Origin of the sequence: Streptomyces sp. NPDC017890 (assembly GCF_044328675.1) — a bacterium.
Classification (GTDB): Bacteria; Actinomycetota; Actinomycetes; order Streptomycetales; family Streptomycetaceae; genus Streptomyces.
Genome location: NZ_JBIRHU010000010.1, coordinates 253,458 through 278,952 on the forward strand (window position 1 = coordinate 253,458; position 25,495 = coordinate 278,952).

A 25,495-nucleotide genomic window follows, 5' to 3' on the forward strand; every position below is an offset into this window, starting at 1 on the left:
CCCGGCCTGCTACGCCTTCCACTTCTCCCAGGACATGTTCCAGCCGTTGAGGCCGTTGTCCGGGGCGATGGTCGCGTCGTTGGAGTTCTTCACCACGACCACGTCGCCGATGAGCGAGTTCTCGAAGAACCAGGCGCCCGGCGCCTTCTCGTCCCAGCCGCCGCGCACGTCGCGCAGGCCGATGCAGCCGTGGCTGGCGTTGCGGTTGCCGAAGGCGTCGCCGCCCCAGTAGTTGCCGTGGATGAAGGTGCCGGAGGTGGACAGGCGCATGGCGTGCGGGACGTCCTTGATGTCGTACTCGCCGCCGTAGCCGACCGTCTCGCCGTTCATCCGGGTGACGGGGAGCCGCTCGGTGATGACCATCTGGCCGTTCCAGGTCTCGTAGCCGGGGGCGCCGGTGGTGACGGGAATGGTCTTGACGGTCTTGCCGTCCCGGACGACCTGCATGGTGAGCTTCTTGGCGTCGACGACGGAGACCTGGCTGCGGCCGACGGTGAAGGAGACGGTCTTGGCCTGCTCGCCGTAGACACCGTCGCGGCCCTCGACGCCGTCGAGGTTGAGGTCGACGGTGACCTTGGTGCCGGCCTTCCAGTACTTCTCCGGGCGGAAGTCGAGGCGATCGTTGCCGAACCAGTGGCCCGCGACCTCGACGGCCGGCTCGGTCCTGATGCGGATGGCCTTCTCGACGTCCTCGGGGTTGGTGATGCCCCGGCTGAAGCGGATCGAGAACGGCATTCCGACGCCGACCTTCGAGCCGTCCTCCGGTGTGAAGGTGCCCATGAAGGTGTTCTTCGGCGTCAGCGTGGTGAAGCGGGAGTCCTCGGCCGCCGTGCGGCCCTCGGAGTCCTTGGCGACCGCGTGCACGGTGTAGGCCGTGGCGGCGGCCAGGTGGGTGGACGGCGTCCAGGTGGCGCCGTCCCCGGATATCTTCCCGTCGACCTTCGCGCCCTTGGCGTCCTTGACCACGACCTCGGTCAGCTTGCCCTTCGCGGCGGCGACCTCGAGGGCGCCGCTGGTGTCGACGGCCGTGGCCCCGTCCTTCGGGGTGACGGTGACGACGGCCTCGGACTGCCTGCTCTGTGCCGCGGTGGAGTCCTTGGCGTTCTTGCCGCCGTCCCCCGCACCGGCTCCCGAGCCGGCCCCTCCCCCGCCGCACGCGGTGACCGTCAGCAGCACGCCCAGTGCCAGCGCCGGCAGTGCCCTGCCGCGTCCCTTGCCGCCCCGCCCCCGGATGCCGGCCGACGCCGTCCTCGATATCGGACGCACGTTCAACTTGTCTCCCCTCGCCGGGCCTGGTCGGGCCCGCGCCCCAGTGCGCCCGCGCGCGCACCGGCGCATCGTAACCGCAGGCCAGGGGCGTAGGGGACAGAGGGATTGTCACCGTTGCGTACCGAGTTGGCGGCCGGGTGCCGGAATCGGGCCGGCGTCACTTCACCGCGCTGCCCGCCTTCCACTTCTCCCAGTTCATGTTCCAGCCACCGAGACCGTTGTCGGGGGCGACCTTCTTGTCCTTGCTGTGGACCACCTCGACGACGTCGCCGATCAGGCTGCGGTCGAAGAACCAGCCCGCCGGGGTGTCGGAACCGCCGCCCTTCACGTCGCGCAGCCCGACGCAGCCGTGGCTGACGTTGGCCCGGCCGAAGGTGTCCTCCGGTGCCCAGTAGTTGCCGTGCAGGAAGGTTCCGGAGCTGGTCAGGCGGATGGCATGCGGGACGTCGGGGATGTCGTACTCGCCGCCGAAGCCGACCGTGCGGCTGTTCATGCGGGTGACGTCGAGCATCTCGGTGATCACCATCTTGCCGTTGTAGGTGGGGGTCTTCGGCGCCCCCGCGGTGATCGGCACGGTGGTCAGCAGCGTGCCGTCCCGGCGCACCTGCATGGTCCGCGCGGCGGCGTCGACGAGGGAGACCTGGCTGCGGCCGATGGTGAAGGAGAGCTTCTTGTGCTGGAGCCCGTAGATTCCCGGCGCGCCCTCGACGTCGCGCAGGCGCAGGTCGACGGTGACCTCGGTGCCGGGCTTCCAGTACTTCTCGGGCCGGAAGTCGAGGCGGTCCTTGCCGAACCAGTGGGGGCGGATGTCGGTGGCGGGCTTCGCGGTCACCGAGACGGCGCGTTCGACGGCGGCGCGGTCGGTGATCTCCCGGCTGAACTCCAGCGAGACGATCATGCCGGTGCCGACGACGGAGCGGTTCTCGGGGCCGACGTATCCGATGAAGCGTTCCTCGGGTACGTAGGTGGTGAAGGTGGCGTGCCGGGCGGAGCGGCGCCCGTGGCCGTCGAGGGCGACGGCGTCGACGGTGTACTTCGCGGCCAGCGCCAGCCGGTCGTCGTGGGGTTCCCAGCGCAGGCCGTCGTCGGAGATCCGGCCGGGCACCGGGGTCTCCTGCGCGTCCTGCGACTTGACGACCTTCACCGACTCCAGCCGCCCGTCGGGCACCCGGACCGACAGTTTCCGTTCCGGCCGGACGGCCTTGCTGCCGTCGTCCGGGGTGATGCGGATGACCTCCTCGGCGGAGGGTTTGCCGAACACCCCGCCGATGCCGCCGCCGGCACCGCCGTCCGAGGTGCATCCGGCGGCCCCGGCCAGCAGTCCTGCCCATGTCAGTACGGCGGCCAGAGCGGCCCCCGCGCGCCGTGCGCGCCCATGTACGTGCCTCACATCCACCCGTAACGACCGGTCCGCTCTGGGGAAACGTGAGTGCGAGCCATGCGGTGGGCAGAACTGTGGGGAGGACGACGCGACGGGGCGGCGGTCGGGACACCGCGCGCCCTTTTCCCGTCTTCCCGTCCCGGGCACGTCGTTCCACGAGCCGCAGGAGGCTGACAGGTGTCCAGCGCAGCCGAGCAGGAGGCGGTGGCCGGCAATCAGGCCGCCGTGGACGGGCACCCCGCCGTCGTGGTCAACGGCGCGCGGCGTGCCGCGTCGCCGCCCGCCGTGCCGGCCTGGCCGGGCACCCCGGTGCCGCTGGGCGCCCGGTTCCGGACCGGCCCTGACCAGGTGGCGGGGACCAATTTCGCGCTGTGGGCGGGCGGGGCGGAGGCGGTGGAGCTCTGTCTGTTCGACGAACGCGGGGTGGAGAGCCGGGTACGGCTGACGGAGCTCACGCACGAGATCTGGCACGGCTTCGTGCCGGGCGTGCGGCCCGGTCAGCGGTACGGCTTCCGGGTGCGGGGCCGCTGGGACCCGTGGACCGGCGCCCGCTGGAACCCGGCGAAGCTGCTGCTCGACCCGTACGCGCGTGCGGTCGACGGCGACTTCTCCCTGCCGCCCCAGGTGTACGGGCATGTGCGGGACTGGCCCGAGCAGCATGTGGCGGACACCGTGCGCGACGACCGGGACTCGGCGCCGTACGTACCCAAGGGCGTCGTCGTCCACGACGACGACGACTGGGCGGACGACCGGCGGCCGAAGACGCCGTGGGCGGACTCGGTCATCTACGAGCTGCACGTGCGCGGCTTCACCAAGCTGCACCCCGGCATCCCCCAGGAGCTGCGCGGCACGTACGCCGGTCTGGCGCATCCGGCGGCGATCGAGCACCTGACGCGGCTGGGCGTGACGGCGGTGGAGCTGCTGCCGGTGCACCAGTTCGCGCACGAGAGCCATCTGCTGGAGCGCGGCCTGAAGAACTACTGGGGCTACAACTCGATCGGCTATTTCGCCCCGCACGCCGCCTACGCCGCCTCCGGCACCACCGGTGAGCAGGTCGGCGAGTTCAAGCGGATGGTGCGCGCGCTGCACGCGGCGGGCATCGAGGTCATCCTCGACGTCGTCTACAACCACACGGCGGAGGCCGGCGAGCTGGGCCCGATGCTCTCCCTGAAGGGCATCGACAACCGCGGCTACTACCGCCTCCAGTCCGACGCCCGCCGGTACGCCGACTACACGGGCTGCGGCAACACCCTGCACGTCGTCCAGCCGCACGTCCTGCGCCTGATCACCGACTCCCTGCGCTACTGGGTGACGGAGATGGGCGTGGACGGCTTCCGATTCGACCTGGCGGCGGCGCTGGCCCGCTCGATGCACGACGTCGACATGCTCTCCCCGTTCCTCGCGGTGATCGCGCAGGACCCGGTGCTGCGGCGGGTGAAGCTGATCGCCGAACCGTGGGACGTCGGCTCGGGCGGCTACCAGGTGGGCGCGTTCCCGCCGCTGTGGACGGAGTGGAACGACCGCTACCGCAATGCGGTCCGGGACTTCTGGCGGCACGCCCTGCCGGACGTGCGGGAGATGGGCTACCGCCTGTCGGGCTCCAGCGACCTGTACGCGTGGGGCGGACGGCGGCCGTACGCGTCGGTCAACTTCGTCACCGCGCACGACGGCTTCACGCTCCGGGACCTGGTGAGTTACGAGCGCAAGCACAACGAGGCGAACGGCGAGGGCAACCGGGACGGCACCGACGACAACCGGTCCTGGAACTGCGGCAGCGAGGGAGAGACGGACGACGAGGGCGTACGGGCGCTCCGGCGGCGCCAGCTGCGCAACCTGCTGACCACGCTGCTGCTGTCGACGGGGGTGCCGATGCTGGTCGCGGGCGACGAGCTGGGCCGCACGCAGGGCGGCAGCAACAACGCCTACTGCCAGGACAACGAGATCAGCTGGGTGGACTGGAGCCTGCTGGACGACCCGGAGTGGAAGCCCCTGTTCGAGCTGACCTCCCGGCTGATCGCGCTGCGGCACGAACACCCGGTGCTGCGCCGCCGGGCCTTCTTCTCCGGCCGCGCGCACTCCGCGGACGGCCTGCGCGACCTGGCCTGGTTCACGGCCCGGGGCACGGAGATGACGGAGCGGGACTGGTACGCCCCCGCCGCCACCCTCGGGATGTACCTGTCCGGCCGGGACATCCCGGGCCGCGACGAACGCGGCGCCCCGATCGTCGACGACAGCTTCCTGGCCGTCCTGCACGCGGGCGAGGGCCCGGCCGCCGTCGTGCTGCCGGGGCCGCCGTGGGCGGAGCGGTACGAGGTGGTCGTCGACACCAGCCGGGAGCGGCAGGCGGACGCCCCGGGCGGGACGCACCCGGCGGGGGCGGAGGTCACGGTGCCGGCGCGGTCGGTGCTGCTGCTGCGGGTCGTGGGCTGAGCTCTCGTTTCGGCTCGTTTCGGCTCGTTTCCACTCCGTGAACTCGGCGGCGATCTTCTTGACCGGCGTACCGTCCGGCTGGCAGCGTCCCGGGGCATGAGGCCCTCCGCTGCCCGCCGGTGCGTGGGCGTCGCACTCGTGGTGCGACGCCACGTCGACCTGTGCCGGCAGTCCAGCGCCGTCTGTCGCTGACCTGCGCGCCTGCTTCTCCGCCTCTCCTCAGCTTCTCTCTCTTTCCTCACGCCTCTCGTTTCACGTCTCTTCTCCTCTTCCCCAGGGATGACGCATGCCTGAGATATCCCGTCGTGTCTTCGGCGGACTGCTGGGCGGCGGCGCGGTGGGCGCCGTGGCCGCAACGTCCGGGACCGCCGCGGCCGCTCCCGCCGAACGCCCCTTCCGGGCCCGCCCCGGTGCCGCCCGCCCCCGCAGACGCCCCAACATCCTGTTCATCCTCGGCGACGACCTCGGCTGGGCCGACCTGTCGTCCTACGGCGCCCCGCACATCCGCACGCCTCACCTGGACCGGCTCGCCGCCCAGGGCGTCCGGTTCACCCAGGGCTACTCCGGGTCGGCCACCTGCTCCCCGACGCGGTTCAGCCTGTACACGGGCCGGTTCCCGGGGCGCGCGAAGGGGGGCCTGGCGGAGCCCCTCGGCAACCGCTCCCAGGGCCTGGACCCGGACCACCCCACGCTGGCCTCCCTGCTGAAGGGGGCGGGGTACGCGACCGCGCTGATCGGCAAGTGGCACTGCGGCTGGCTGCCGGACTACAGCCCCACCAAGTCCGGCTGGGACGAGTTCTTCGGCAACTTCGGCGGGGCTCTGGAGTACTTCTCCAAGCTCGGCCAGCTCGGCGAGTACGACCTGTACGAGGGCGACGCCACCTATCAGGACCTGCGCTACTACACCACCGTCCTCACCGAGCGGGCCGTCGAGTACGTCGGCCGCGACCACGACCGGCCCTGGCTGCTCAACCTGAACTTCACCACCCCGCACTGGCCGTGGCTCACCGAGGACGACGAGGAGACCGGCGCCGAGATCGCGGCGAGGGTGCGCGCCGGGAAGGTGCTGGGCGGGCTTCGGCACAACGACGGCGGATCGGTGGAGAAGTACCGGGAGATGGTGCGGAGCCTGGACGCGTCGATCGGCGAGGTCCTCGGCGCGCTGCGCCGCTCCGGGCAGGAGGAGAACACGATCGTCGTCTTCGCCAGCGACAACGGCGGTGAGCGCTTCTCGTACCAGTGGCCGCTCAGCGGCGGGAAGTCCGAGCTGCTGGAGGGCGGCATCCGGGTGCCGACCATTCTGCGCTGGCCCGCCCGTGTCGACGCCCGACAGGTCAGCCACGAGCCGGTGTACTCACCGGACTGGACGGCGACCCTGCTGGAGCTGGGCGGCGCCCGGCCGGACCCGGCGTACCCGCTGGACGGCCACAGCCTGGCCGGCTACCTCCTGCGGGGCGAGGACGTGCCCGGGCGCGACCTGTTCTGGCGGGTACGGGGCAACCGGGCGCTGCGACGCGGCGACTGGAAGTACTACCGGGACGCGGACGGCGGGGACCACCTGTACGACCTCGGCACCGACGCCCGCGAGCAGGCCGACCTGGCCGCCGTCCGGCCGGAGCTGCTGGCCGAACTGCGGGCGGCCTGGGAGAGGGTGGACGGCGGGCTGCTGCCCTACCCGGCGTCCTGAGCCGGGCCACGGCTCAGCCGAGGATGCCCCGGTCGTAGCCCGCCGCCACCGCCGCCGCGCGGTCGTTGACGCCGAGTTTGGCGTAGAGGTGGGTGAGGTGGGTCTTCACGGTCGCCTCGCTGATGAACAGTTCACGGGCGATCTCCTTGTTGGAGGTGCCCCGGGCGACCAGGGCGAGCACCTCGCGCTCACGGGCGGAGAGGGGTTCGCCGCCGGGTGTCCTGGGCGCGCGGACGGCGCAGACCAGGCGGGTGGCGACGGCCGGGGAGAGGACGGTGCGCCCCTCGGCCGCCGCGCGGACCGCGGTGAACAGCTCGTCGCGGGGCGCGTCCTTGAGGAGGTAACCGGTCGCGCCGGCCTCGATCGCGGGCAGCGTGTCGGAGTCGGTGTCGTACGTGGTGAGGACGAGGACCTTGGCGCGGGCGCCGCGCCGGGTCAGTTCCCGGATGGCGTCCACGCCCGAGCCGCCCGGCATCCGCAGGTCCATGAGGACGACATCCGGGTCGAGTGCGGCGGCCCGCTCCAGCGCCTCGACGCCGTCCGCGGCCTCGCCGAGGACGCGGAAGCCGGGCGCGGACTCGAACATGCCGCGCAGGCCGTCGCGGACCACGGGGTGGTCGTCGACGATGAGGAGGGAGATCACGGCGTCATCGGTCATGGCGGACCAACGGTACGCGAGCCGAGACGGCCGTTCCCTGGCCGGGCTCCGCCTCGACGGTGAGGGAACCGGCGATGCGCTCGGCGCGGGCCCGCATGCCGTCGAGGCCGAAGCCTCCGCTGGAGGTGCGCTGCCTCACGGCGCCGCGGTCGAAGCCCCGGCCGTCGTCGCGGACGTCGAGGGTGACCTCGTCGCCCATGTAGGAGAGGGTGACGCCGACCCGGCCGGCGGCGGCGTGCCGGGCGGTGTTGGACAGGGCCTCCTGGGCGATGCGCAGGAGGGTGGCCGCCACCTCGTCGTGGAGCGGCTCGGTGGTGCCGGTGACGGTGAAGGCGGCCTGGATCTCCGCGCGTTCGCCCCACTCCGTCACCGTCTTCTTCAGGGCGTCCGGCAGTCCGTCGTCGGCGAGGGCGACCGGGGAGAGGTTGTGCACGGAGCGGCGGGCCTCGCCGAGGCTGTGGCGGGCCAGGGCGAGGGCGCGGTCCATGTGCGCGCGGCCGAGGTCCTGGTCGGGGGTGGCCGCCACGACCTGGAGCTGGGCGATGATGCCGGTCAGGCCCTGGGCGAGGGTGTCGTGGATCTCCGCGGCCAGCCGACGGCGCTCGTCGGCGACCCCGGCCTCCCGGGCCTGGACGAGGAGTTGGGCGTGCAGGGCGGCGTTCTCGTCGAGGGCCTGCTGCAGGGCGGTGTTGGTGCGCTCCAGTTCGGCGATGGTCTCGACACGGGCCTGGGAGCGGGCCTCCTCCAGTTCGGCGAAGTGACCGAAGAGGAACACCAGCATGGCGTTGGCCACCAGGATGGCGCCGAAGAGCACCCATTCCAGCCGCCCGCCCGGCGGCAGCCCGCCCGACTGCGAGCCCGCCAGCGTCACGGCGGTGGCGAACAGCCCGGCCTTGCGCAGGCGGAGGGGGAGCAGGCTCTCGACGCTGAAGTAGCCGATGACGGCGTAGAAGGCGAACAGCGGGTTCACCCAGGTGAGCGCGAACCCGATCGCCCAGCGGATCGCGTAGTGCCAGACACCCGCGGTGGACGGGCCGGGACGGGTGCGGGCCATCCTGCTCCAGCACAGGTGCAGGACGACGGCCGCGCCGATCAGGGCGCCGCACGCCCAGCGCTCGGCCGTGGTCATGCCGAGCGCGTCGGCGGTCGCCCAGGCGATCAGGGTGCTCAGGACCAGCAGGCCGTACGGGCCCCAGCGTTCGAACAACGCCCACCGGTCGTCGAGCGCCGTCGTCTCCGTCATGGCGTCATTGTCCGCCATGCCCGCTCGCCCGGTCCCTGTACTCACTCCCCGTACTCACTCCCAGCGGAACCAGCGCGAGGCCGCCGCCGTGAGCAGCACGGTCCAGGCCGCCAGGACAGCGAGGTGGGTCCAGCCCGGCCAGTCGCCCGCGGCCGCGTCGTTCAGGGCCTGCGCGGCCGCGCCGAACGGGGTCCAGCCGACGATGTCGCCCAGCACGTCGGGCATGGCCTCCACCGGCAGCCACACGCCGGCGCAGAACATGGCGGGGAAGAGCGCGGCCGACCCGACGGCGGTGGCGATCTTGGTCGTGCGGGACAGGGCGGAGAGCAGGGCCCCCAGGGCGAAGGAGGCGAACAGGGCGAGCAGCAGAGCGACGAGGTAGCCGAGCGGCTGCCGCGGCAGCGTCACGTCGAAGGCGAGCCGGCCGACCGCGAGGGCGGCCAGGGCCGAGAGCAGCGCGCCGGCGCCGACCACCAGCATCTGCGCGGTCAGCAGGGCGGCGGGACGTACCGGCGTGGTCGACATCCGGCGCAGGATGCCGTTCTCCCGGTAGCCGGCGATCGTGGGCGGCATGCCCTGGAGCCCGCCGACGATCAGTCCGAGGAGGACGGTCACCGGCACGTAGGCGTCGACCGGTCGCAGGCCGCCGAGGTTCGGGTCACTCTCGCGGAAGGACGGGACGGAGCCCATGATGGCCAGGAGCAGCGTGGGGAAGAGCACGATCCAGAAGACGCTGCCCGGTTCCCGCCCGAAGAGGCGGATCTCCGTCTTCAGTACGGCGGTGTTGAGGACGTCGGTCTTCATGCCGTGGCCTCCGTGAGGTCCAGGAACGCGTCGTCCAGCGTGGCGTCGGTGACGCGCAGCTGGTGGGCGGTGACGCGGGTGCGGGCGAGGAGGGTGACGACGGCGTTGACCGTCTCGTCGGTGCCGGACAGGGTCACGCGGCCGTCATTGTGCTGGACCGAGGCGAGCCCCGGCAGCGCGCTGAGGTCGTCGTCGTCCAGCGGGGCGGACGGCGTGAAGCTGATGACGGTGGCGCCCGCCGACCGGCGGATCAGCCCGGCCGGGGTGTCCAGGGCGGCGACCCGGCCCTTGTCGATCACCGCGATGCGGTCGCAGAGGCGCTGCGCCTCCTCCATGAAGTGGGTGACCAGCAGGACGGTGACGCCGCCCGCGCGGATGTCCTCGATGAGCTGCCAGGTGTCGCGCCGGGCTCGCGGGTCGAGGCCGGTGGTCAGCTCGTCCAGCACCACGATCCGCGGGTCGCCGATCAGGGCGAGCGCGATGGACAGGCGCTGCTTCTGGCCGCCGGAGAGCTTGCCGAACCGGGAGTCCAGCTTCGGGGTCAGGCCGAGGCGTTCGGCGAGCGGGCGCCAGTCGACCGGCTTCGGGTAGAAGGCGGCGTACAGCTCCAAGCCCTCGCGGACGGTGAGTTTGGGCTGGAGTTCGCTCTGCTGGAGCTGGGCGCCGAGGACCCGGGTGACCTTCTCGTGGTCGGCGACGGGGTCGAGGCCGGTGACGCGGACGCGGCCCGCGTCGGGTACGCGCAGGCCGCCCACGCACTCGACGGTGGTGGTCTTGCCGGCGCCGTTCGGGCCGAGGATGCCGAAGATCTCGCCCTCCTCGACGGCGAAGGACACGCCGTCGACGGCGGGTCGGCCGCCGTAGGACTTGCGCAGGTCGGTGACTTCGATGACGGGCATGGCGCCAGCCTGTCGGGGTACGGGCGTGCGGCACATCGGCCGACGCGCTCGAAGGCGCATCAGCCGATCGGCTGATGCGCCCGTACGACCCCGGTGAGCTCGAAAACCCGGTGGGCAGTGTCAGTGGCGAACCGTAGGCTCGCTGCTGATGCCCACGACACCTGTACCTACCAAGGACCCCGCTCCGGACGCCGCGCCTGACCCCGCCGGGGACCGTTCCACCGTACGCGCCCTGCTGCGGCTGTGGCCCTATGTGCGGCCCGTGCGGGCGCGGTTGGGGACCGCCGCGTTCGTGGGGATCCTCGCCTCGTGCGTGGGGCTGGTGATCCCGCTCGTCCTGAAGTGGATGGTGGACGGGCCGGTCGCCGACCGCGATCCGGCCGGCGTGTGGCTCGGCGCGCTGTACCTGCTGCTGCTCGGACTGGCGGAGGCGCTGCTGTTCGGGCTGCGGCGGTGGCTGGTGGCCCGGCCGCTGGCCGGCGTCGAGGCGGGGATGCGGGCGGATCTGTACGGGCACCTGCAGCGGCTGCCGGTGGCCTTCCACGACCGGTGGCCCTCGGGGCAACTGCTGTCGCGCGGGACGACGGACCTGATGCTGCTGCGCATGTTCCTCGCCTTCCCGTTGACGTTCCTGCTGGTCAACGGCGTGACGATCCTCGTCGGCGTGGGCATCATGCTGGTGCAGGACTGGACGCTGGGGCTGGTCATCCTCGGGCCCGCCGTCCCCGTGGTGATCACCTGCGTGATCTTCGAGAAGAAGTACTCGGCGGTGGCGCGGCGCGCGCAGGACCAGGTCGGTGATCTGACGACCGTGGTCGAGGAGAGCGTCCTCGGTGTCCGGATCATCAAGGGGTTCGGCCGGCACCGCAGTCAGGCACGGGCCTTCCACGAGCTGTCGCACACGCTGCGGGGGACGGAACTGCGCAAGGCGCGCCTGCTGGCGGCCATCTGGGCGGTCATCGTGACGCTGCCGGAGCTGGCGATCGGGGCGGCCCTGGTCGTGGGCACGGTGCAGGTGGCGGACGGGTCGCTGTCGGCGGGGACGCTGGTGGCGTTCCTCTCCACGGCGCTGGCGCTGCGGTGGCCCGTCGAGTCGATCGGCTTCCTGCTGGCGATGAGTCAGGAGGCGGCCACGGCCACGGACCGGTACTTCGAGGTGATGGACGCGGAGGTCGAGACCGGCGTGGCCGCGCCGTCCCGTTCCGGGGCCGGTGCGGGTGCGGGTGCGGGTGCGGGTGCGGGCACGGGTGCCGGCACCGACACCGGCGCGGGTGCCGGCACCGACACCGGCGCCCGTCGCGGCGACGGCCTGCGGTTCGAGAAGGTCCGCTTCCGGTATCCCGACGCGCCTCCCGACTCCCCGCCCCTCCTCGACCGCGTCGACCTGCACATCCGCCCCGGCGAGTCGATGGCCCTGGTCGGGGCCACCGGGAGCGGCAAGACCACGCTCACCGCGCTCGTCCCCCGCCTGCACGAAGTGACCTCCGGACGGATCACGCTGGACGGCGAGGACATCACCGCCCTGCCCCGTGAGGAGCTGCGCTCCATGGTCGCCGTGGCCTTCGAGGAGCCCACGCTCTTCTCGGCGACCGTCGGCGAGAACGTGCTGATGGGGGCCGGTGAAGGCGCCGGTGACGAGGAGCTGGGGCGGGCGCTCGCCGTCGCGCAGGCCGACTTCGCGCACGACCTCCCCCAGGGCACCGGCACCCAGGTCGGCGAGCAGGGCCTCACCCTGTCCGGCGGCCAGCGGCAGCGCCTGGCGCTCGCCCGTGCGGTGGTCGGCCGGCCGAGGTTTCTCGTCCTGGACGACCCGCTGTCCGCGCTGGACGTGCACACCGAGGCCGCCGTGGAGGCCGCGCTGCGGCGGGTCCTCGCGGACACGACCGCGCTGATCGTGGCGCACCGCCCCTCCACGGTCCTGCTGGCCGACCGCGTGGCGCTGCTCTCGGGCGGCCGCGTCGCCGCCGTCGGCACCCACCAGGAACTGCTGCGCACCAACGCCGAGTACGCCCGTCTGATGTCCGGGCACGGCGGACACGGGGAATCCGAGGACCCGCAGGAAGGGGACGGCCGATGAGCGCGCCCACGGCCACCGCGCCGGACAGGGAGCAACCGGAGGACGGGGACCCGGCGGCCGGGGAGGCCGACCGCGCGGCCGACGACCTCTTCGACCGGGACGTCCTGCCCAGCCCGCCGGGCGCGACCGGCGCCCTGCTGCGCTCCCTGCTGGCGCCGATGAAGGCCCGCGTCGCCCTCACCACGTTCCTCCTGCTGCTCCAGCAGGCGGCGGTTCAGGCGGGCCCGCTGCTGGTGGCGTACGCCATCGACCACGCCGTGCCGGCCCTGAGGGACGACGACCACGGTCCGCTCGTCGCGGTGGGCGCCGGCTATCTGCTCTGCTCGCTGGGCGCGGGCGGGCTGCAGTACGCGTTCATCGCCGCCGCGGCCCGCGTCAGCCAGGACGTGCTGCTGGACCTGCGCGGCCGGATCTTCCGCCACGCCCAGGCGCTGAGCGTCGACTTCCACGAGCGCTACACCTCGGGCCGGCTCATCTCCCGCTCCACCACGGACGTGGAGTCGTTGCGCGAACTGCTCGACGAGGGCCTGCAGGAGCTGGTGACGGTCATCCTCTCCTTCGTCTACATCGCGGCGCTGCTGCTCTGGCTGGACCTGGGGCTCGGCGCGGTCGCGGTGGCGTCGTTCGTGCCGCTGTACGGGCTGGTGCGGCTGTACCAGCGGCGGGCGGGGCGGGTGTACCGGCAGCGGTCCACGGCGATCGCGGCGGTGATCGTGAAGTTCGTGGAGACGATGAACGGCATCCGGCCGGTGCGCGCCTTCCGCCGCGAGGCCGCCAACGACGCCGGCTTCGCCGTACTCAACCGGCACCACGAGCGGACGAACGGTGACGCGCTGCTGGAGATGGCCCGTTACGTCGTCGGATCGCGGCTCGTCGCCAACACGGCCGTCGCCGGGATCGTGCTGTGGGGCGCCTACCGGGTCGCGGACAGCACGCTGGCGCTCGGCGTGCTCGCGGCGGCGGTGCTCTATCTGCGCCGGCTGTACGACCCGATCGACCGGCTCGGCATGTTCCTGAACTCCTACCAGTCGGCGGCGGCCTCGCTGGAGAAGATCGCCGGGCTGCTGGCCCAGACGCCGTCCGTGCCCGAACCGTCCGCGCCGAAGGAGCTGCCGCCGCCGGCGTCCGAGCACCCCGGGCGCGAGGTCGTCTTCGACGGGGTCCGCTTCGGCTACCGCACCGGCGGCGAGGTGCTGCCCCGCTTCGACCTGACGATCCCGGCCGGGCAGACCGTCGCCGTGGTCGGCTCGACGGGCGCGGGCAAGTCGACGCTGGCCAAGCTGCTCGCCCGGTTCTACGACGCCTCCGACGGCCGGGTCCTGCTGGACGGCACCGACCTGCGCGACCTGGCCGTGCCCGAACTGCGGCGCGGGGTGGTGATGGTGACGCAGGAGGCGTTCCTGTTCTCCGGCACGGTCGCCGAGAACATCGCCATCGGCCGTCCGGAGGCGACGCGGGAGGAGATCGAGGGCGCCGCGAAGGCGATCGGCGCCCACGACTTCATCGCCGCGCTGCCCGACGGCTACGACACCGACGTCCGCAAGCGGGGCGGCCGGATCTCCGCCGGGCAGCGGCAGCTCGTGGCGTTCGCGCGCGCGTTGCTCGCGGATCCGGCGGTGCTGATCCTGGACGAGGCGACCAGCTCGCTGGACGTCCCCGGTGAGCGGGCGGTGCAGCGGGCCATGGCGACGGTGCTGAAGGGCCGTACGGCGGTCGTGATCGCGCACCGGCTCTCCACCGTGGAGATCGCCGACCGGGTGCTGGTGATGGAGCACGGCCGGATCGTGGAGGACGGCGCGCCGGCCGAACTGATCGCCGGGCAGGGCCGGTTCGCAGACCTGCACCGGGCGTGGCGGGACAGTCTGGCGTGAGGGCGGGTCTTCGGGGGGGAGTGGCGATGATCGACGCGTACGAGGATCCCGGCACGCCCGACCGCCGTGGCGGATGGCGCTACCTGGGCTGGCTGGTCGGCCGGCAGTGGTCGCGCTGTCTGGCGGGGGCGGTGCTGGCCAGTGTCTGGATGGTGCTGCTGGCGGCGACGCCGTATCTGATGGCGCGGGCGATCGACCACGGCCTGACGCCCGGTGACATGGGCGCCCTGGCGGGCTGGACGGGTGCGCTGGTCGCCGTCGGGGCGTGCAACGCCTGGCTGGGCGTCATGCGGCACCGCACGATGACGCGGGTGCGGATGGACGCCAACTTCCGCACGGTCAAGGTGGTCGTCGGGCACGCCACGCGGCTCGGCGCGTCGCTGCGCCGGCAGGTGGGCGCCGGGGAGGTCGTCACCATCGGGGTGGGCGACGTGCAGACCATCAGCACCTCCCTGACGGCCGTGGGGCCCGGCGTCGGAGCGGTCGTCGCCTACGCGGCCGTCGGCGGGCTGCTGCTGTCGGTGTCGACGCGGCTCGCCCTGGTGGTGCTGCTCGGGGTGCCGCTGCTCGGCGTGGTGCTCGGGCCGCTCATGGGGCGGTTGCAGGGCAGGGAGACCGAGTACCGGGAGCGGCAGTCCGTGCTGACCGCGCGGATCGGCGACCTCGCGGGCGGGCTGCGGGTGCTGAACGGCCTGGGCGGCAAGGGCCTGGTCGCGGACGCCTTCCGCCGGGACTCGGGGCGGCTGCGCGAGCAGGGCTACCGGGTCGGGGCCGTGACCAGCTGGATCCAGGCCCTGGGGGTGGGCCTGCCGATGCTGTTCCTGGCGCTGGTGACCTGGCTGGGCGCACGGCTGGCCGTGCGGGGGCAGATCAGCGTGGGCGAGCTGGTGTCGGTGTACGGCTACGTGGTGGCGCTGGGCTGGCCGGTGGCGTTCCTGATCGAGATGGGTCACCAGCTCAGCCGGGGCGTGGTGGCCGCCCGCCGGGTGGTGGCGTTCCTGCGCCTGGAGCCCGAGCCGGACACCGGCACCCGCGACGCCCCCGCCGAGCCCGCGGTGCTGTACGACCCGGCTTCCGGCGCCCGCATCCAGCCGGGCCGTCTGACCGCCCTGGCCGGCGCCCGGCCCGCGGACGCCGCCGAGCTGGTCGACCGGCTGGGCCGGTACGCCCCCTCCGAGGTGACCTGGGGAGGAGTCCGGCTGTCCGAGGTGCCCCTCGCCCAGATCCGGTCCCGCATCCTCGTCGCTGATGCGGAGGCCGACCTCTTCGCGGGCACCCTGCGCGAGGTCATAGGCGCCCAGGAGACGCCGGCCGGGGGCGCGGGCGGTATCGACGTGCGGCTCCGCCGCGTGGGCGCGACCGGCCACACCGAACCGGCGACCGCGCGACGGCATACCGGGGCACCCCCTCACGCATCCGTCACTCACGCCATCCATTGCGCCGCAGCGGAAGACATCGTCCAGTCCCTTCCCGACGGCATCGAAACCCCGGTCGCGGCCCAGGGCCGCACCCTCTCCGGCGGCCAGCGCCAACGCGTCCGACTGGCCCGGGCCCTGCTCACCGACCCCGAGGTCCTGCTCGCCGTCGAGCCGACCTCCGCGCTGGACGCCCACACCGAGGCCACCGTCGCGCACCGCCTGCGGGACGCCCGCGAGGGCCGTACGACCGTGGTGGCCTGCACCTCTCCCCTCCTGCTCGACCGGGCGGACGTCGTGCACCACCTGGTCGACGGCAAGGTCGTCGCCACCGGCACCCACCGCGAACTCCTGGCCGGCGAGCCGGGGTACCGGGCACTGGTCTCCCGGGACGACGAGGAGGTCCGATGACGTCCGGAGGACAACTCCCCGTCGCCGAGCGCGCCGACATCCGCCGCGCGGCGGCCCACCTCGTGCGCGCCGACCGGCGCGCCTTCGCGGTCGTCCTCGGCCTCAACGCGCTGGCCGCACTCGCCGGGCTCGCGGGCCCGTGGCTGCTGGGCCGGATCGTCGACGAGGTGCGTGCCGGGGGCGGTGTCAACGCCGTGGACCGGATGGCGCTCGCCATCCTGCTCTGCTCGCTGGCCCAGTTGCTGCTGGCCCGCTGGGCGCGTTACGTGGGGCACCGCTTCGGGGAGCGGACGCTCGCCCGGGTGCGGGAGCGGTTCGTGGACCGGGCGCTGTCCCTGCCCGCCTCGGTCGTGGAGCGTGCGGGCACCGGGGACCTGACGACGCGCGGCACCGCCGACGTGACCGCGGTCGGCACGACGCTGCGCGACGCGGGGCCGGAGCTGTTGGTCAACTCCGTGCAGGCCCTGTTCCTGGCCGCCGCGGTGTTCGTGCTCGACCCGCTGCTCGGGCTGGTCGGCGTGCTGGGGCTGACGCCGGTCTGGTTCGCGCTGCGCTGGTATCTGCGCCGGGCGCGGGCCGGCTACCTCGCCGAGGGCGCGGCCACCTCGGAGGTCGCCGAGAGCCTGACGGCGACGGTGGCCGGGGCCCGCACGGTGGAGGCGTTCCGGCTGGCCGGCCGGCGCGTCACGGTGAACGGGCGGGCACTGGAGGAGTCGAGGCGCACCCGATTCCACACGCTGTACCTGCGCAGCGTCTTCTTCCCGGCGGTGGAGATCTCGTACGTGGTCCCCGTGGCGGGCGTCCTGCTGATCGGCGGTGTCCTGCACACACACGGGTCGGTGAGCCTGGGGGCGGTGGTGTCGTGTGCCGTGTACCTCCAGCAGCTGGCCGGGCCGCTCGACGAGGTGCTGATGCGGATCGAGCAGCTCCAGTCGGGCGGCGCCTCCTTCGCCCGGGTGGAGGGGCTGGCACGTGCTCCGCAGGCGAGGACCGACGACTCGCCGGTGCCGGCGGACGACCGGATCGACGTGTCCGGGGTGCGGTACGCCTACGACCGGGGCGGTGAGGTGCTGCGCGGTGTGGACCTGACCGTGCGGCCGGGGGAACGGCTGGCGGTGGTGGGGCCGTCCGGGGCCGGGAAGACCACGCTGAGCCGGTTGCTGGCGGGCGTGGACGCGCCGACCGAGGGTTCGGTGACGGTGGGCGGGGTACCGGTGGCCGCCCTGGGGCCGGAGCGGCTGCGCCGCCAGGTCGTGCTCGTCACCCAGGAGCACCACGTCTTCCTCGGTACGGTCCGCGACAATCTCCTCATCGCCGAACCGGCGGCCGCGGACGAGCGGTTGTGGTCGGCCCTGGCCACCGTGGGCGCCGAGCGGTGGGTGCGGGAACTGCCCGACGGCCTCGGAGCCGAGCTGGGCACCGGCGGTCACCGCACGGACGGCTCGCAGGCCCAGCAGCTCGCCCTGGCCCGCGTGGTGCTGGCCGACCCGCACACGCTGATCCTGGACGAGGCCACCGCCCTGCTGGACCCGACGACGGCCCGGCACACCGAGCGCGCCCTGGCCGCCGTGCTGGAGGGCCGTACGGTCATCGCCATCGCCCACCGCCTGCACACCGCGCACGACGCCGACCGGGTGGCCGTGATGGAGGACGGCCGGCTCACCGAACTCGGCACGCACGACGAGCTGGTGGCGGCCGGCGGGGCGTACGCGGCACTGTGGGGGTCCTGGCACGGGGAGCCGGGTCCGATGGCCGACTGAGCGGGCGGTCGGCAACACCGCGGTACTGTGCGCTGGTCGCACCGCTGGAAGATCCGTAAGCGCTCAAGGGAGAGGGGCCGGGCGACGATGCAGGCGTCGGAGGTCTCGCGTGCGGTGGCCGCGGCCATGGCGATCGTCTCGTCACTCGGCCTGCCGGCCGACGACGCGATCGTGCTCCATGACTCGAACAAGCTCACTCTGCGCCTGCTGCCCTGTGACGTCCTGGCCCGGGTGGCACCCGTGGCGCAGCAGGTCGCGCGGTTCGAACTCGAGCTTGCTCAGCGGCTCGCGGCGGCCGGGTGCCCGGTGGCCGCTCTCGACCCTCGGGTGGAGCCACGCGTCCATGAGCGCGACGGCTTCGTGGTCACGCTGTGGACCTACTGCGCGCCCGTGGCACCCCGGGAGGTCCCACCGGCCGACTACGCCGACGCGCTCGCGCGGCTGCACGCCGGCATGCGCGGGCTCGACGTCCCGACGCCGCGCTTCACGGACCGGGTCGAGCAGGCGCGGCGGCTCGTGGCGGACCGCGACCGCACGCCGGCGCTCGCCGACGCGGACCGGGAACTGCTCGGCGGCACGCTGCGTGGCCTGGGGCGGGTGATCGGCGAGCGCGGCGGCGCCGAGCAGCTGCTGCACGGCGAGCCGCACCCGGGAAACCTGCTCACCACGGAGAACGGGCCGCTGTTCATCGACCTCGAGACGTGTTGCCGTGGGCCCGTCGAGTTCGACCTCGCCCACGCACCCGAAGAAGTCGGGGAGCACTACCCGGGCGCCGATCAGGACCTGCTGCGCGAGTGCCGGCTCCTCGTGCTGGCGATGATCACCGCGTGGCGCTGGGACCGGGACGACCAGTTCCCGGACGGGCACCGGCTGGGCACGGAGTGGCTCGGCCGGATCCGGGCGGCACTCGGTCAGGACGGCCTGGGCACCCCCGGCTGACCGCGGATCTCCGAGGCCGCGGCCGGCCGGCTGTCGAGGCCGGGGTCCACCACACCCGAGCGGCACCTCCGTATATCGAACGTGAACGCCCGGACAACGAACGATTTCCGGCCAACTTCCTGACGCGCTCCTGACAGAAGGCGCGATCTCCTGCCACTCTTCCCACGGCCGCTCCACAGCGCCCCCACAGCGTCGCCCACCAGCGCTGTGCCGCGGCCAGCTCCTAGCACGTGGTTTCTGCGTACCGAATCAGTACCGCCCGGCCGGCCCACCCGCCGACCGGTCTCCCCTGGCCGCGCGACCCGCGGCCACGCAGAAGGAGTCAGTGTTGAGCAGCAGCACTCCCCACAGACGCACCTCCCACACCGCGTCCCGCACCACCCACCGCCGCGCCGCCGCCGTCGCCCTGGCCGGTGTCGCCGCGCTGATCGCCACGGCGGTCCAGTCCGGCGCCGCCACCGCCGCGCCCGGCCCGGCCTCCGCTCCGGGCGCCGAGTCCGTGAAACTCACCCCCGCCCAGCGCGCCGAGCTGATACGCGACGCCGACGCGGCCAAGGCCGCAACCGCCGGCCGACTGGGCCTGGGCGCCAAGGAGAAGCTGGTCGTCCGCGACGTCCTCAAGGACCGCGACGGCACCGTGCACACCCGCTACGAACGCACCTACGACGGACTGCCCGTCCTCGGCGGCGACCTCGTCGTCACCACCGACGGCGGGAAGACCGAGCGGGTCGTGAAGGCCACCCAGAAGGCGATCGAGCCGGCCACCGTCACGCCGAAGATCTCCGCCGCGAAGGCCGAGACGCAGGCCGTGTCCGCAGCGAAGGCCGCCGGTGCCGAGGCACCGGACGCCGACCGCGCCCCGCGCAAGGTGATCTGGGCGGCGAACGGCACCCCGGTCCTGGCGTACGAGACGGTCGTGGGCGGCCTCCAGAAGGACGGCACCCCGAACGAACTGCACGTCGTCACCGACGCCGCCACCGGCGCCAAGCTCCACGAGTACCAGGCGGTCCACAACGGCACCGGCAACACCCTGTACAGCGGCACGGTGACGCTGGGCACCGCGCAGTCCGGTTCGTCGTACACGCTGACCGACACCACGCGCGGCAACCACAGGACGTACAACCTCAACCGGGGCACCTCCGGCACCGGCACGCTGTTCTCCGGCTCCGACGACGTCTGGGGCAACGGCAGCGCGTCCAACACCGAGACGGCCGCCGCCGACGCCCACTACGGGGCCGCGCTGACCTGGGACTACTACAAGAACGTCCAGGGCCGCTCCGGCATCCGCGGTGACGGCGTGGGTGCCTACTCCCGGGTCCACTACGGCAACAACTACGTCAACGCCTTCTGGTCGGACGGCTGCTTCTGCATGACGTACGGCGACGGCTCGGGCAACGCCAACCCGCTGACGTCCATCGACGTGGCCGCGCACGAGATGACGCACGGCCTCACCTCCAACACCGCGGGGCTCAACTACAGCGGCGAGTCCGGCGGGCTGAACGAGGCCACCTCCGACATCTTCGGCGCGGCCGTCGAGTTCTACGCGAACAACTCCTCCGACGTCGGTGACTACCTCATCGGCGAGGAGATCGACATCAACGGCGACGGCACACCGCTGCGCTACATGGACAAACCCAGCAGGGACGGCGCCTCGAAGGACTACTGGTACTCCGGTATCGGCGGCGTCGACGTCCACTACTCGTCCGGCCCGGCCAACCACTTCTTCTACCTGCTGAGCGAGGGCAGCGGCACCAAGACCATCAACGGTGTCAGCTACGACTCGCCCACCTCGGACGGCCTCCCGGTCACCGGCATCGGCCGCGCCAAGGCGGAGAAGATCTGGTTCCGCGCGCTGACCACGAAGTTCACGTCGACGACCAACTACGCGGGCGCCCGCACCGGCACCCTCGCGGCGGCCGGTGAGCTGTACGGCACCGACAGCGCCGAGTACACGGCGGTGCAGCACGCGTGGGCGGGCATCAACGTCGGCGCGCGCCCGGGCGGCGGTGGCGGCGGCGGCACCTCCTTCGAGAACACCGCCGACGTGGCGATCCCGGACAACGGCGCGGCGGTCACCTCGTCGGTCAGCGTGACCGGGCGGGCCGGCAACGCGCCGGCGAACCTCCAGGCCACGGTCGACATCGTGCACACCTGGCGCGGTGACCTGGTGGTCGACCTGCTGGCCCCGGACGGGACCGCGTACCGTCTGAAGAACTCCAGTTCCTCGGACTCGGCGGACAACGTGAACCAGACGTACACGGTCAACGCCGCCTCCGAGACCGCCAACGGCACCTGGAAGCTGCGCGTACAGGACGTGGCGTCCCGGGACACCGGGCACATCAGCTCCTTCAGGCTCACCTTCCCGTAGGCCCGCGGGCCCCATCGCGGTGACGGCCTGACGGCCTGACGGCGGCCCCCTGGAACCGACGATTCCAGGGGGCCGCCCTACGCTTGTGCCCATGTCCTTCACGTACGACGACGTCGGCGCCACCCGCGAGCAGGGTCACTGCCCGCCCGGCTTCCGCCCCATGCACGTACGCACCCGCCTCGGAGAGGGCGAACCGGTGTTCCGGCGCGCGGTGGAGGCCGTGCTGACCTGGGAGATGCACCGGGAGATGGGCGTCGGCATCGACGCGAGCGCGGAGCGTGCCGCGCCCGGCGTCGACGTCACCGTCACCCTCGCCGGGATGATCAAGGCGCCCTGCCGGATCGTCTGGACCCTGGACGAACCCCGCCGGGCCGGCTGGGCCTACGGCACGCTGCCCGGCCACCCGGAGTCCGGCGAGGAGGCCTTCGTGGTCGACCGGACGGGCGACGGCACGGTCTGGCTGACCGTGACCGCCTTCAGCCGCCCCGCCAAGTGGTACGCCAAGGCCGGCGGCCCGGCAGCCCGTGCCTTCCAGCACGCCTACGCCCGCCGCTGCGGCACCGTCCTTCGGCGGCTCAGCGGCGGCGAGGGGGAGGACTGAACCCGTCCCGATGAGCCCGTCCCGCTGAGTCCGTCCCGCTGAGCCCGCTCCCCGCCGCCCCGGGTGCTCACCGCATCAGCAGCCCCGCCGCCTGGGCCAGCTCGTCCGACGGCACCGCGACCAGCCCCGCCTCCGCGCCGGAGGCCAGCAGCCGGTGCGCGGGCAGGACGCGGACCGTGTAACCGAAGGGGCCGGTGCGGTCCAGGGCCAACGGGCCCTCGTACAGCCAGCGGCCCTCCAGGTCGGGACCGCCCACCGGTTTCAGCGGCACGGTCGTCGCGTCGGTGATCCGGTCCTCGGAGTCCACCCGGCCGGAGACCGCCTGCACCTCGACGTCGTCGGGGGCGAGGTCGCCGAGGCCGACCCGCACCCGCAGCCCGAGCGTCGAGCCCAGCTCCGCGGTGGCGGTGGCGGCGGACGTCTCCACGTGGTCGACGCTCACCCCGGGCCAGGCCGCCCGTACCCGGGCCTTCCACTCGGCCAGCGCACGGGCGGTGTCCGGGTCCATCGCGCGGTGCGCCTCGGCCGCCGGTGCGTAGAGCCGCTCGACGTACTCGCGGACCATGCGGCCGGCCAGCACCTTCGGCCCGAGCAAGCTCAGGGTCCGGCGGACCATCTCGATCCACCGGTCGGGCAGGTCGCTCGCGCCCCGCTCGTAGAAGCGGGGGGTGATCCGCTGCTCCAGCAGGTCGTAGAGGGCGTTGGCCTCTATGGCGTCGCGCCGGTCCGGGTCGGTTCCCGCGCCGTCGGCGGTGGGGATCGCCCACCCGAAGTCCGGCTGGAACCACTCGTCCCACCAGCCGTCGAGGACCGACAGGTTGAGGCAGCCGTTGAGCGCCGCCTTCATGCCGCTGGTCCCGCACGCCTCCAGGGGCCGCAGGGGGTTGTTCAGCCAGATGTCGCAGCCCGGGTAGAGCTTCTGCGCCATGCCCATGCCGTAGTCCGGCAGGAACACGATCCGGTGCCGCACCCGCGGGTCGTCCGCGAAGCGCACCAGCTCCTGCACCAGCCGCTTGCCGCCGTCGTCCGCCGGGTGCGCCTTGCCCGCGACGACGATCTGGACGGGCCGCTCGGGGTGCAGCAGGAGATCCATCAGGCGGTCGCGGTCACGGAGCATCAGCGTCAGCCGCTTGTACGACGGGACGCGCCGCGCGAAGCCGATGGTGAGCACGTCCGGGTCGAGGACGTCGTCGATCCAGCCCAGCTCGGCCGTCCCCGCGCCGCGTTGCCGCCAGGAGGCGCGCAGCCGTTGCCGCACCTCGGTGACGAGCTGCTCGCGCAGGGTGCGGCGCAGCTCCCAGATGTCCTGGTCGGGGATGTCGGCGACCGAGTCCCAGCGGTCCGAGCCGCCGACGGTCAGCGCGTCCTCGGTCCGCTGGACGCCGATCTGCCGGGCGCCGAGCCGGAACACCTCCGGGGCGACCCAGGTCGGAGCGTGCACGCCGTTGGTGACGGACGTGATCGGCACCTCGTCGGCGTCGAATCCGGGCCAGAGTCCGGAGAACATCTCCCGGCTGACCCCGCCGTGCAACAGGGAGACGCCGTTGGCGCGCTGGGCCAGGCGCAGCCCCATCACGGCCATGTTGAACAGGCTGGGCTCGCCACCGGGGTAGGTCTCCATGCCGAGCCTCAGGACGCGTTCGACGTCGATGCGGGGCAGCTCGGTGTCGGGGCCGAAGTGGCGGGCGACCAGTTCGCGGTCGAAGCGGTCGATGCCGGCCGGGACGGGGGTGTGGGTGGTGAAGACGGTGCCGGCCCGGACCGCCTCCAGCGCGGGGCCGAATTCCAGCCCCTCGTCGCAGAGTTCGGAGATGCGCTCCAGGCCGAGGAAGCCGGCGTGGCCCTCGTTGGTGTGGAAGACCTCCGGTGCGGCGTGGCCGGTGAGCCGGCAGTACGTCCGTACCGCCCGGACACCTCCTATGCCCAGCAGCATCTCCTGGAGGAGCCGGTGTTCGCTGCCGCCGCCGTAGAGCCGGTCGGTGACACCGCGTTCGCCGACGTCGTTCTCCTCGACATCGGAGTCCAGCATCAGCAGCGGCACCCGGCCGACCTGCGCCAGCCAGACACGGGCGCGCAGTTCCCGGCCGCCGGGCAGGGCCAGGGCGACGTGGGCGGGGGTGCCGTCGGTCTCCTCGAGGAGGGCGAGGGGCAGCTCGTGGGGGTCGAGGACGGGGTAGTGCTCCTGCTGCCAGCCGTCCCGGGTCAGGGACTGGCGGAAGTAGCCGTGCCGGTAGAGCAGGCCGACGCCGATGAGCGGCACGCCCAGGTCGCTGGCCGCCTTCAGATGGTCGCCGGCCAGGATGCCGAGGCCGCCGGAGTACTGGGGCAGGGCGGCGGTGATGCCGAACTCGGGCGAGAAGTAGGCGACGGCGGCGGGGAGTCGGCCGGGCTGGGCCTGGTACCAGCGGTCGCCGGTCATGTAGTGGTCGAGGTCGTCGGCCACCGCGGTCAGCCGGCGCAGGAAGCGCCGGTCCTCGGCCAGCTCCGCGAGGCGTGCGGGCCGGACGGTGCCGAGCAGCCGTACCGGGTCGCAGCCGGACGCGGTCCAGCACTCGGGGTCGACGGACTGGAAGAGGTCGCGGGTCTCCGGATGCCAGGACCAGCGCAGATTCCGGGCCAGATCGCTGAGCGGCCCGAGGGGGTCGGGGAGAACGGGACGGACGGTCAGTCGACGAATCGCCTTCACCCCGACGACGTTACCGGCGTGATGTGTCCCTCACCGGGGCCTTCGCCCTCAGAACTCCGATTCGGCCTGAACGGCGTCGTTCTGGCTCACCGGACGGGCTAATAACCACCGGCGTGACGATCTCCCGGCGGGGAAGGTGTCCGGTCAGGGTCGTCGCGTGTGTCGACATACGCGTGAGTAGTTAACAAAGTGCCGGATTGCCCACCCGAAGAGTGTGGGAAGGCTCCTGCGGTACGCCCCACATGCACCCCCCGCAGGACCCACCTCCCCAGAGTCATCCGCCCACCCACGTTGACGCGGACAGGAGCGGTCATGCCCGCCACGCACCACTCGTCAGCACCCCCCGCGATGTCGCCGGCGGCGTCCCCGGAGGTGTCCGCGACGGCATCTCCCGCGGCACCCCCCGCGGACGGCACCACCGTCGTCGGACGCATCCCCGTCCTGGACGTCCGCCCGATGGTCCGGCAGGGACGCAGCCCCGCCAAGGCCGTCACCGGCGAGTCCTTCGAGATATCGGCCACCGTGTTCCGAGAGGGGCACGACGCGGTCGCCGCCAATGTCGTCCTCAGAGATCCACGGGGCCGGCCGGGCCCGTGGACCCCCATGCGGGAACTGGCCCCGGGCACCGACCGTTGGGGCGCCACCGTCACCGCCGGCGAGCCCGGACGGTGGTCGTACACCGTCCAGGCGTGGGGCGACCCGGTCACCACCTGGCGGCACCACGCGCGGATCAAGATTCCGGCGGGCATGGACACCGGCCTGGTCCTGGAGGAGGGCGCCCGACTGTACGAGCGCGCCGCCGCGGACGTGCCGAACGGCGAGGACCGGCGTGAGCTGCTCGCCGCCGTCGACGCGCTGCGGGACGAGGCCCGCCCGGCCGCGTCGCGGCTGGCGGCGGCGCTGACGCCCGAGGTGGACGCGGTGCTGGCCCGGCACCCGCTGCGGGAGCTGGTCACCACCTCCGACCCGCTGCCCCTGCTCGTGGAACGCGAACGC

18 protein-coding genes are annotated in these 25,495 nt (G+C 73.0%); 11 read left to right on the forward strand and 7 right to left on the reverse strand.

All coding sequences use genetic code 11. The features are described 5' to 3' along the window. Positions 1 to 9: 9 nt before the first annotated feature. Together ACH4F2_RS15910 and ACH4F2_RS15915 are read right to left on the reverse strand one after the other, a co-directional pair. Positions 10 to 1,272: an Ig-like domain-containing protein gene (locus ACH4F2_RS15910; RefSeq protein ID WP_398133287.1), complete on the reverse strand. Its 1,263-nt coding sequence runs from the start codon at positions 1,270 to 1,272 to the stop codon at positions 10 to 12. Between the two features lie 154 nt (positions 1,273 to 1,426). Then, the gene (locus ACH4F2_RS15915) at positions 1,427 to 2,659 is read right to left on the reverse strand and encodes an Ig-like domain-containing protein (protein ID WP_398133288.1); all 1,233 of its coding nucleotides are present in this window, start codon (positions 2,657 to 2,659) and stop codon (positions 1,427 to 1,429) included. A 168-nt stretch (positions 2,660 to 2,827) separates the two neighbouring features. Here ACH4F2_RS15915 and glgX point away from each other — a divergent pair, with 168 nt between their 5' ends. The 3 genes from glgX to ACH4F2_RS15930 all read left to right on the forward strand — a co-directional run bounded on the left by glgX (position 2,828) and on the right by ACH4F2_RS15930 (position 6,767). Continuing rightward, a complete protein-coding gene (glgX, locus tag ACH4F2_RS15920; RefSeq protein WP_398133289.1) occupies positions 2,828 to 5,080 on the forward strand; it encodes a glycogen debranching protein GlgX in 2,253 nt (750 codons plus the stop codon). Positions 5,081 to 5,176: 96 nt separating this feature from the next. Continuing rightward, entirely contained in the window at positions 5,177 to 5,272 is a 96-nt protein-coding gene (locus ACH4F2_RS15925; RefSeq protein ID WP_395577316.1) for a putative leader peptide, read from the forward strand. 94 nt (positions 5,273 to 5,366) lie between these two features. Continuing rightward, the gene (locus ACH4F2_RS15930; RefSeq protein WP_398133290.1) at positions 5,367 to 6,767 is read left to right on the forward strand and encodes a sulfatase; all 1,401 of its coding nucleotides are present in this window, start codon (positions 5,367 to 5,369) and stop codon (positions 6,765 to 6,767) included. Positions 6,768 to 6,780: 13 nt separating this feature from the next. Here ACH4F2_RS15930 and ACH4F2_RS15935 read toward each other — a convergent pair whose 3' ends face one another. Genes ACH4F2_RS15935 through ACH4F2_RS15950 form a run of 4 tightly spaced genes read right to left on the reverse strand, consistent with a single transcriptional unit; the run spans position 6,781 to position 10,371 of the window. Then, positions 6,781 to 7,425 (reverse strand): response regulator, encoded by a 645-nt coding sequence (locus ACH4F2_RS15935; protein WP_398133291.1) that lies wholly within the window; start codon positions 7,423 to 7,425, stop codon positions 6,781 to 6,783. Then, entirely contained in the window at positions 7,415 to 8,686 is a 1,272-nt protein-coding gene (locus tag ACH4F2_RS15940; RefSeq protein WP_398133292.1) for a sensor histidine kinase, read from the reverse strand. The genes ACH4F2_RS15935 and ACH4F2_RS15940 overlap by 11 nt, the downstream gene beginning before the upstream one ends. A 36-nt stretch (positions 8,687 to 8,722) precedes the next feature. Continuing rightward, positions 8,723 to 9,472 carry an ABC transporter permease gene (locus ACH4F2_RS15945; RefSeq protein WP_398133293.1) on the reverse strand — a complete coding sequence of 250 codons (750 nt, stop codon included), beginning with the start codon at positions 9,470 to 9,472 and terminating at the stop codon, positions 8,723 to 8,725. Then, complete coding sequence (locus ACH4F2_RS15950) at positions 9,469 to 10,371, reverse strand: ATP-binding cassette domain-containing protein (protein WP_398133294.1); 903 nt, start codon at positions 10,369 to 10,371, stop codon at positions 9,469 to 9,471. Before ACH4F2_RS15950 ends, ACH4F2_RS15945 begins: the two co-directional genes overlap by 4 nt. A gap of 148 nt (positions 10,372 to 10,519) precedes the next feature. Here ACH4F2_RS15950 and ACH4F2_RS15955 point away from each other — a divergent pair, with 148 nt between their 5' ends. The 7 genes from ACH4F2_RS15955 (at position 10,520) to ACH4F2_RS15985 (ending at position 21,813) form a co-directional block, all read left to right on the forward strand. After that, positions 10,520 to 12,448: an ABC transporter ATP-binding protein gene (locus ACH4F2_RS15955; protein ID WP_398133295.1), complete on the forward strand. Its 1,929-nt coding sequence runs from the start codon at positions 10,520 to 10,522 to the stop codon at positions 12,446 to 12,448. Further along, entirely contained in the window at positions 12,445 to 14,319 is a 1,875-nt protein-coding gene (locus ACH4F2_RS15960) for an ABC transporter ATP-binding protein (RefSeq protein ID WP_398133296.1), read from the forward strand. Before ACH4F2_RS15955 ends, ACH4F2_RS15960 begins: the two co-directional genes overlap by 4 nt. A gap of 26 nt (positions 14,320 to 14,345) precedes the next feature. Beyond that, on the forward strand, positions 14,346 to 16,145 hold the full coding sequence (locus ACH4F2_RS15965) for an ABC transporter ATP-binding protein (protein ID WP_398133297.1): 1,800 nt from the start codon (positions 14,346 to 14,348) through the stop codon (positions 16,143 to 16,145). Continuing rightward, positions 16,142 to 17,905, forward strand: coding sequence for an ABC transporter ATP-binding protein (locus ACH4F2_RS15970; RefSeq protein WP_398133298.1), 1,764 nt, complete (start codon positions 16,142 to 16,144; stop codon positions 17,903 to 17,905). Before ACH4F2_RS15965 ends, ACH4F2_RS15970 begins: the two co-directional genes overlap by 4 nt. 87 nt (positions 17,906 to 17,992) lie before the next feature. After that, the gene (locus ACH4F2_RS15975; protein WP_398133299.1) at positions 17,993 to 18,844 is read left to right on the forward strand and encodes a phosphotransferase enzyme family protein; all 852 of its coding nucleotides are present in this window, start codon (positions 17,993 to 17,995) and stop codon (positions 18,842 to 18,844) included. 328 nt (positions 18,845 to 19,172) lie between these two features. Beyond that, entirely contained in the window at positions 19,173 to 21,212 is a 2,040-nt protein-coding gene (locus tag ACH4F2_RS15980) for a M4 family metallopeptidase (protein ID WP_398133300.1), read from the forward strand. Positions 21,213 to 21,303: 91 nt separating this feature from the next. Further along, on the forward strand, positions 21,304 to 21,813 hold the full coding sequence (locus ACH4F2_RS15985; protein ID WP_398133301.1) for a DUF1990 family protein: 510 nt from the start codon (positions 21,304 to 21,306) through the stop codon (positions 21,811 to 21,813). Between the two features lie 67 nt (positions 21,814 to 21,880). On the opposite strand, the gene ACH4F2_RS15990 is transcribed toward ACH4F2_RS15985, so the two are convergent. Then, complete coding sequence (locus tag ACH4F2_RS15990; protein WP_398133302.1) at positions 21,881 to 24,499, reverse strand: glycosyltransferase family 1 protein; 2,619 nt, start codon at positions 24,497 to 24,499, stop codon at positions 21,881 to 21,883. Positions 24,500 to 24,811: 312 nt separating this feature from the next. Between ACH4F2_RS15990 and ACH4F2_RS15995 the strand changes: the two genes are divergently transcribed. Then, positions 24,812 to 25,495: maltotransferase domain-containing protein (locus tag ACH4F2_RS15995; RefSeq protein ID WP_398133303.1), on the forward strand; the 684-nt coding region annotated here is incomplete at its 3' end.

Excerpts from the sequence above, each read along its gene's own strand:
- ACH4F2_RS15925 (WP_395577316.1), top strand. The coding sequence starts at position 5,177 with ATGAGGCCCTCCGCTGCCCGCCGGTGCGTGGGCGTCGCACTCGTGGTG.
- ACH4F2_RS15930 (WP_398133290.1), top strand. The coding sequence starts at position 5,367 with ATGCCTGAGATATCCCGTCGTGTCTTCGGCGGACTGCTGGGCGGCGGC.
- ACH4F2_RS15935 (WP_398133291.1), bottom strand. The coding sequence starts at position 7,425 with ATGACCGATGACGCCGTGATCTCCCTCCTCATCGTCGACGACCACCCC.
- ACH4F2_RS15940 (WP_398133292.1), bottom strand. The coding sequence starts at position 8,686 with ATGGCGGACAATGACGCCATGACGGAGACGACGGCGCTCGACGACCGG.
- ACH4F2_RS15945 (WP_398133293.1), bottom strand. The coding sequence starts at position 9,472 with ATGAAGACCGACGTCCTCAACACCGCCGTACTGAAGACGGAGATCCGC.
- ACH4F2_RS15950 (WP_398133294.1), bottom strand. The coding sequence starts at position 10,371 with ATGCCCGTCATCGAAGTCACCGACCTGCGCAAGTCCTACGGCGGCCGA.
- ACH4F2_RS15955 (WP_398133295.1), top strand. The coding sequence starts at position 10,520 with ATGCCCACGACACCTGTACCTACCAAGGACCCCGCTCCGGACGCCGCG.
- ACH4F2_RS15960 (WP_398133296.1), top strand. The coding sequence starts at position 12,445 with ATGAGCGCGCCCACGGCCACCGCGCCGGACAGGGAGCAACCGGAGGAC.
- ACH4F2_RS15965 (WP_398133297.1), top strand. The coding sequence starts at position 14,346 with ATGATCGACGCGTACGAGGATCCCGGCACGCCCGACCGCCGTGGCGGA.
- ACH4F2_RS15970 (WP_398133298.1), top strand. The coding sequence starts at position 16,142 with ATGACGTCCGGAGGACAACTCCCCGTCGCCGAGCGCGCCGACATCCGC.
- ACH4F2_RS15975 (WP_398133299.1), top strand. The coding sequence starts at position 17,993 with ATGCAGGCGTCGGAGGTCTCGCGTGCGGTGGCCGCGGCCATGGCGATC.
- ACH4F2_RS15985 (WP_398133301.1), top strand. The coding sequence starts at position 21,304 with ATGTCCTTCACGTACGACGACGTCGGCGCCACCCGCGAGCAGGGTCAC.